This is a genomic window from Kineococcus rubinsiae (assembly GCF_011839805.1).
Taxonomy (GTDB): domain Bacteria; phylum Actinomycetota; class Actinomycetes; order Actinomycetales; family Kineococcaceae; genus Kineococcus; species Kineococcus rubinsiae.
Genome location: NZ_VWPY01000099.1, coordinates 1 through 6,628 on the forward strand (window position 1 = coordinate 1; position 6,628 = coordinate 6,628).

8 protein-coding genes and 1 pseudogene are annotated in these 6,628 nt (G+C 76.2%); 3 read left to right on the forward strand and 6 right to left on the reverse strand.

All coding sequences use genetic code 11. The features are described 5' to 3' along the window. Nucleotides 1–266: pseudogene (locus F1544_RS22750) on the forward strand (hypothetical protein); the annotation flags it as partial. A gap of 4 nt (nt 267–270) precedes the next feature. On the opposite strand, the gene F1544_RS22755 reads toward F1544_RS22750, so the two are convergent. After that, nucleotides 271–1,224: an NHL repeat-containing protein gene (locus F1544_RS22755; RefSeq protein WP_167588491.1), complete on the reverse strand. Its 954-nt coding sequence runs from the start codon at nt 1,222–1,224 to the stop codon at nt 271–273. 101 nt (nt 1,225–1,325) lie between these two features. Between F1544_RS22755 and F1544_RS22760 the strand changes: the two genes are divergently transcribed. Continuing rightward, complete coding sequence (locus F1544_RS22760) at nt 1,326–1,793, forward strand: OsmC family protein (protein WP_167588492.1); 468 nt, start codon at nt 1,326–1,328, stop codon at nt 1,791–1,793. 50 nt (nt 1,794–1,843) lie between these two features. On the opposite strand, the gene F1544_RS22765 is transcribed toward F1544_RS22760, so the two are convergent. Genes F1544_RS22765 through F1544_RS22775 form a run of 3 tightly spaced genes read right to left on the reverse strand, consistent with a single transcriptional unit; the run spans nt 1,844 to nt 4,000 of the window. Continuing rightward, nucleotides 1,844–2,200, reverse strand: a complete 357-nt coding sequence (locus F1544_RS22765) for an L-rhamnose mutarotase (protein ID WP_167588493.1) — start codon at nt 2,198–2,200, stop codon at nt 1,844–1,846. Between the two features lie 4 nt (nt 2,201–2,204). Beyond that, nucleotides 2,205–3,032, reverse strand: a complete 828-nt coding sequence (locus F1544_RS22770) for an ABC transporter permease (RefSeq protein ID WP_167588494.1) — start codon at nt 3,030–3,032, stop codon at nt 2,205–2,207. Beyond that, nucleotides 3,029–4,000, reverse strand: coding sequence for an ATP-binding cassette domain-containing protein (locus F1544_RS22775; RefSeq protein ID WP_167588495.1), 972 nt, complete (start codon nt 3,998–4,000; stop codon nt 3,029–3,031). Before F1544_RS22775 ends, F1544_RS22770 begins: the two co-directional genes overlap by 4 nt. A gap of 170 nt (nt 4,001–4,170) precedes the next feature. On the opposite strand from F1544_RS22775, the gene F1544_RS22780 reads away from it, so the two are divergent. Beyond that, nucleotides 4,171–5,268, forward strand: coding sequence for a Gfo/Idh/MocA family oxidoreductase (locus F1544_RS22780; RefSeq protein ID WP_208972458.1), 1,098 nt, complete (start codon nt 4,171–4,173; stop codon nt 5,266–5,268). Here F1544_RS22780 and F1544_RS22785 read toward each other — a convergent pair. Beyond that, complete coding sequence (locus F1544_RS22785) at nt 5,175–6,401, reverse strand: Gfo/Idh/MocA family protein (protein WP_167588497.1); 1,227 nt, start codon at nt 6,399–6,401, stop codon at nt 5,175–5,177. The genes F1544_RS22780 and F1544_RS22785 overlap by 94 nt on opposite strands. Further along, nucleotides 6,398–6,628: hypothetical protein (locus F1544_RS22790; RefSeq protein ID WP_167588498.1), on the reverse strand; the 231-nt coding region annotated here is incomplete at its 5' end. The genes F1544_RS22785 and F1544_RS22790, both read right to left, overlap by 4 nt.

Genomic DNA, 6,628 nt, shown 5'->3' on the forward strand with positions numbered 1-6,628 from the left:
GCCTCGTGCTCGCCGGCGGCGCCGGGGGCTTCGCGGTCGGGCACGCCTCGGCCCCCGACGCGGGCGGCGCGACGGTGCCCGCCTCCGACGGTTCCCCGTTCGGCGGCGCCGACGGCCGGCCGGGCCCCGGCGGCCGCGGAGGGGGCACCGTCCCCGACGGCACGACGCTGCCCGACGGCACGACGCTCCCCGACGGGACGGGGCTCTCCGACGGGACGACGCTCTCCGACGGGACGGGGCCGGCCGCCGGGACGCTGACGACCTGAGGCGTCAGCGCAGGTCGACGCGCACGACCTGGTAGTCCGCCGTGGCCGGGGACGGGTTCTCGAAGCGCCCGTTCACGAGGTAGAGCGCACCGGCGGAGAGGATCCCGGTCGTGGGCCGGTCGAGGTCGGGGTCGCCGACCTCGCCGACGACCCTGCCGCTGCGGCCGTCGGGCGCGAGGCGCACGACGGCCGCGGAGTCGGTCGAGAACCCGTAGACGACGTACAGGGTCCGGCCGCGCAGGACGAGGCCGTCCCCGGCCGTGAGGTCGCGGCCGGCGACCTCGATCCGGTCGGTGACGCCCGTGCGGGGGTCGACGCGGTACAGGTCGCCGGTGCTGCTCTGGGTGACGACGAGCGCGCCCCCGGACAGCGCGCGGATGCCGTTGGCGTTGAACCCGGCGCCGTAGACGAGGTCCCCGGTCAGCGGCAGCGTCGTGGCGCCGTCGGCGGCCGGCAGCTTCCCGTGGCGCCCGAGCGGGACGACCACGAGGCGCTGCACGGAGGAGTCGGTCACGTAGGCCGCCCCGCGGGTGATCTCCACGTCGTTGAGGAACCCGCTGCCGGGGACGGTCCAGCGGCCGAGCTCCTCGCCGGTGGTCCCGTCGTAGGCGGTGACGGCCCCGGTGGCGCCGCCGGCGACCCACAGCCGGTCGGTGCGGGCGTCGTAGACCATGCCGACGGCGACGCGGCCGGCCACGCCGGGCACGAGGACCGTGCGGCGGCCGGTGCGCAGGTCCCCGCGCACGATGCTGCCGTCGGCGCGGGAGCCGGCGTAGTACGTCGTGCCGCGCCCGGCGGCGATGCCCTCGGGCAGCGACCCCGTGGGCAGGGAGACGGTGCCGGGGAAGCACGTCGGGCGGTCGGCGGCCGTGGCCGCGGTGGGCGCGGCGAGGAGGAGGGCGGAGACGGCGGTGGTGGCGGCGGTGGCGAGCGCGGCGCTGCGCAGGGTTCGCTTCATGTGCGGACACTAGGTCGACGGTGCCCGGCCAGCCAGGTGAAGCTTCACCTACCCTGTGGCGGACGCGCAGCAGCGCGCGTCGGGCCCGAGGGAGAACCTGCATGGCAGCGCCGAAGAAGACCGTCCCGTTCGTGCTGGACGCCGAGGGCGGCGGGGTCGCGCAGACCCTGACGGTCGCGGGCGAGAACCAGCACGTGTTCCACGCCGACACGTACCCGTCGTTCGGCGGGGACGACGCGCACCCCAGCCCGCTGAGCTACGTGCTCGGCGCGCTCACGTCCTGCAACCAGGTGACGGGCGCCATCGTCGCCAAGGACCTCGGCCTCGCGCTGGGCACCTGGACGTTCCACGTGCAGGGCGACCTGGACCCCTCCGTCATCGGCGGCGGCGCCGACGGCAACGCGAACTTCGACCGCGTCACCCTGCAGGTCACCCTGCAGAGCGACGCCGACGCCGAGCAGTTCGCCCGCCTGAAGTCCGAGACCGAGCGCCGCTGCCCCGTGACGCAGATGGTCAAGCGCAGCGGCCTCGAGTTCTCGAGCGACTGGACCCTGCTCCCCCTGGGCTGAGCCCCTGCGGCCGGTCCGGCTCAGTCGGGTCCGGCTCGGTCGGGTCCGGCTCAGCCGTCCTCGGCGCCCAGCTCCGCGAGCTGGGCGTCGAGGTCGAAGACGCGCTCGAGCGGGACCATCGACGCGTCGGGCGAGCCCTGCGGCAGCTCGACGAAGAACTCCGCCATCTCCGCCTGCCAGCGGGCGTTGACCTCGGTCGCGGCCATGGCGGCCTGCGCGGCGGTGAAGTCCTCGGTCTCGAGGACGCCGACGAGCAGGCCGTCCGGCCGCAGGTCCAGCGTGTAGGACGCCCACCCGGCGTCGCGCAGCGCCCGGAGCATGTCCGGCCAGACGGCCGCGTGGCGGCGGCGGTACTCCGCCAGCCGGTCGGGCCGGACCTGCAGGGTGACGACGACGCGCCGGGACACGGGCTCAGACGTCCCGGGTCTTGGCGCTGAGGGCGCCGAAGCCGAGCAGGACGAGGACCCAGACGGCGAAGACGGCCAGGCCGGCGCCGACACCGAGGTACTCGGGGTTCTGCGTCACGCTGATGACGTTCGTCGTCGTGTTCGCGAAGTAGTACTCGCGGATCGTCGGCCCGCCCCAGGACTCCGGCAGAGCGAGCAGCAGCAGCGGCAGGACGAACAGCGCCGCGAGGATCGTGCAGATGGCGCCCGCGGAGTTCCGCATGAGCGCGCCCAGCCCGAGGCCGGCGAGGGCGACCCCCACGAGCAGCGCGACGTTGCCGAGCACGGCGCGCAGGACGCCGTCGTCGGAGAGCGAGACCCCGGCGTCGTTCCGGTTCAGCACGGCCTGGCCGATGGTGAACGCCAGGAACACCGCGACGCCCAGGACGACCGCGACGGTGACCGCCAGCACGATCGCCTTGGCGGCGAGGACGCCGAGGCGGCCGGGGGCGCTGACGAACGAGGTCCGGATCATGCCGGTCGAGAACTCGCCGGCGATGACGATGACGCCGAGCGCGGCGACGATGAGGCTGGCCAGCTGCGCGCCCTGCAGGCTCACGGAGGTGGCGTCGATCCCCTGCTGCGCGGCCTCGGGGCTGGACAGCTGCGAACCCACCGCGAACGGCAGGAGGATGCCGAACCCGACGATCGCGACGAACGCGGCCGCCATCGTCACCACGACGGAGCGGACGCTCCAGAACTTGATCCACTCCGAGCGCAGCAGGCCCGCGAACGTGACGCGGTGCTCGGTGGGCCGGAACCGCACGGGGGCCGGGCCGGTCGTGGCGCTCATCGAGCGACCTCCTTCGCGGTGCGCGAGAACTCGTCGGGGACGGACGGCGTGGGCGCGGGGCCGGTGCCCTGCGCCTGGTACTCCAGGGAACCCGCGGTGAGCTCCATGAAGGCCTCCTCCAGGGAGGCCCGGACGGTCGTGAGCTCGTGCAGCGCGACCCCGGCGTCGCGGGCGGCGTCGCCGATCTGCTCGGCCGTGAGGCCGACGACCTCGAACGCGCCGTCGCCGGACGGGGTGATCGAACCGCCCGCGCCGCGGACGGCGTCGGTCAGCTGCTGCACCTGCGGCGAGCGCACGGTGACGCCGCGGGGGTGGACGCGGTCGATGAAGGACTGCACGGTCTCGTCGGCGATGAGCCGGCCGCGGCCGATGACGACGAGGTGCTCGGCGGTCAGCGCCATCTCGCTCATGAGGTGGGAGGAGACGAACACCGCGCGGCCCTCGCGGGCCAGGTCCTTCATGAGGTGGCGGATCCAGAGGATGCCGTCGGGGTCGAGCCCGTTGACGGGCTCGTCGAACATCACCGTCGAGGGGTCGCCGAGCAGCGCGGAGGCGATGCCGAGGCGCTGCCCCATGCCGAGGGAGAACCCGCCGGCGCGCTTGCGGGCCACCTCGCGCAGGCCCACGAGGTCGACGACCTCGTCGACGCGGGACCTCGGGATGCCCGCCGTGGCGGCCATGGCCTGCAAGTGCCGGTGGGCGGAGCGCCCGGTGTGCACCGCCTTCGCGTCGAGCAGGGCGCCGATCGTGGACAGCGGGGCCACCGCCTGCGCGAAGGGCTTGCCGTCGACGAGCACCTGCCCCGCCGTGGGGCGGTCGAGCCCGACGACCATGCGCATCGTCGTGGACTTGCCCGAGCCGTTCGGCCCCAGGAACCCCGTCACGATGCCGGGCCGGACCGTGAAGCTCAGGTCCTCCACCGCCACCTTGCTGCCGTACACCTTGCGCAGACCCACTGCCTCGATCATCTGCACCCCTCCTGTCTCGTCGTCCGCGGTCCCCCGCCCGGCGGGGCGGTGACCTCCGCGTCGAGCGTGGCGGGCGGGCGGTGCCGGGCGCGTCCGCCGACCGGCCGATGCCCGCTCCGGCGCAGGGGGGAGTCCGGCGCGCACCGTTCGGTGCGGTTAGCGTCGCACGGGTGACCGACCGTGCGCGTCCCGCCCGCCTCGCCCTGACCGCGGGCGGGTTCCGCGCCGGGCTGCACCTGGACCTGCTGCGGCGCCTGCCCGACCTCGTCGAGGTCACCGGGGTCCTCGCGCGCAGCGACGCCGCCGCCGCGGCCGCCGCCCACCGCGGGCTGCCCGTGCACCGCGACCTCGACGGCCTGCTCGCCGCCGCACCCGACCTCGTCGTCGTCTCCGTGCCCGCCGCCACCGCCCCCGGGCTCGTGCGCGAGCTGCTCGCCCGCGGCGCGGCCGTGCTCACCGAGACCCCACCCGCCGCCGACCTCGACGCCCTGCGCGCCCTCTGGGACGCCACCGGGGCCGGCGCCCGCGTCCAGGTCGCCGAGCAGTACCTGCTCTCCCCTCACAACGCCGCCCGCGCCGAGGTCACCCGCCGCGGCCTGCTCGGCGAGCCCACCTCGGTGCAGGTCTCCTCCACCCAGCTGCACCACGCGACCTCGGTGCTGCGCGGGCTGCTCGGCGTCGGGTTCCGCCCCGCCCGGGTCGTCGCGACCGCGACCACCGCACCCCTGGCCGACCCCATCACCCGCGCCGGCTGGACGGGGAGCACCGAGCCCCGCCCGCAGGTCACCACCGTGGCGACCTTCGACTTCGGCGACGGACGCAGCGCCCTGTACGACTTCACCGAGACCCAGACCCGCAACCCGCTGCGCACCCGCCGCCTCGTCGTGCGCGGCAGCGCCGGCGAGCTCGTCGACGACCGCCTCGTGCGCCTCACCGACCCCACCACGGTGCTCACGTCCACGATCGAGCGCCGCCAGACCGGCCTGCACCAGGACCTGCAGGGCTTCGACCTGGACCACCTGTCCCTGGACGGGGAGGTCCTCTTCCGCAACCCCTTCCCCGGCGCACGCCTGTCGGACGAGGAGATCGCCGTGGCGACCCTGCTGCTGCGCGCCGCGGCCTGGGCCCGCGGTGAGGCCCCCGGCCCCTACCCGCTGGCCGAGGCCGCGCAGGATCAGCTGCTCGGGCTCGCCATCGGGGCCTCGCTCGCCTCGGGCGGTCCCGTGCTCACCTCGACCGAGGCCTGGGCGGGCGCACCGGCGGACTGAGCCGGCAGCGCCCACCGCGGGTCCAGCTCGGAGAACAGCGCGAGCTCGTGGGCGGCGGCCGCGACGAGCTCGTCGACACCGCGGACGACGCAGCGCCGCTCACCGCCCTCCGCCACGACGTCCACGAGGCCGGGCGCGACGGGCCGCGGGTCGGGCGCGGTGCGCACGGCCTCCACGACCGTGGTGAAGGCCGCGGTCGCCGCGAGCGGCACCAGCAGCGGGGACGCGGGGTCGGCGCGGTGGGCGAGCAGGTCCGCCAGCAGGTCCCGGCGGCCGTGCTGCTCGACGGCGACGCCGCGGTCGGTGGACCACGTCACCTCGTCGCGCGTGTAGCGCAGCGTCGCGCTGCCGCGGTCCCCGTGCAGGGTGACCGTCGGCTCGCGGGTCTCGGACGCGCAGAGGGTCACGGCCACGACGACGGTCGTGCCGCGCGCGGTCCGCAGGCGCAGGCAGGACGTGTCGTCGGCCTCGATCGGGTTGGCGCGGTGCAGCTCCAGCTCGACGGAGGCCAGCGCGTCGGCGTCCTCGCTGCCGTCCAGGCGCAGCGCGGTGGCCACGGCGTGCGCGAAGGGGTTGGTCAGGGCGCCGTCGACGACGGGCCGCCCGCCCAGGGTGCGCCGGCCGGCCCACGCGGCCCGGTTCCAGTACCCCTCGGCGCGCTGCCACGTGCCCGCGACGCCGATGCCGCGCAGCGCGCCGATCCGCCCGGCGGCGACGTCGGCCGCGATCGAGGGCAGGGCGTCCGAGGCCAGGCTCTGGAAGCCGACCTGCACGTTGCGCCCGGCCGCGGTGGCGGCCGCCTGCAGCTGGTGGAACTCCGCCAGGGTGGCCGTCGGCGGCTTCTCCAGCAGCAGGTCCGCCCCGGCGGCGAGCGCGGCCAGGGCGATGGGGGCGTGCGTGGGGATGGGGGTGACGACCACCGCGACGTCGGGGCGGGCCCGGCGCAGGGCCTCGCCGAGGTCGTCGGTCCACGGCGCTCCCCCGGCCAGCGCGGTCAGCTCCGCGTCGGGCGCCGACGTGTCGCAGACCCCGGCGAGCTCGAGGCGCCCCTCGTCGGCGAAGCGGCGCAACCGCTCCAGGTGCCCGCGGCCGTGCCCGTGGGCCCCGACGAGCAGCGCGCGCGGCAGGCTCACCGCTGACTCGGCGCGAGGTCCACGGACGCGAGGTCCACGGGCGCCCCGTCCACCCGTGCGACGCGCGGCAGGACGAGGCGGCGGTGCACGGCGTGCAGGGCCAGCACCCACAGCGCGGGCAGCAGCAGGAACGCCCCCGGCAGCATCAGGCTGAGCAGCACCGGCACCGCGGTCACCGCGAGGGCGGCCGCCGCGGCGTGGGGCGCGCGGCGCAGGTCCCGCCAGCC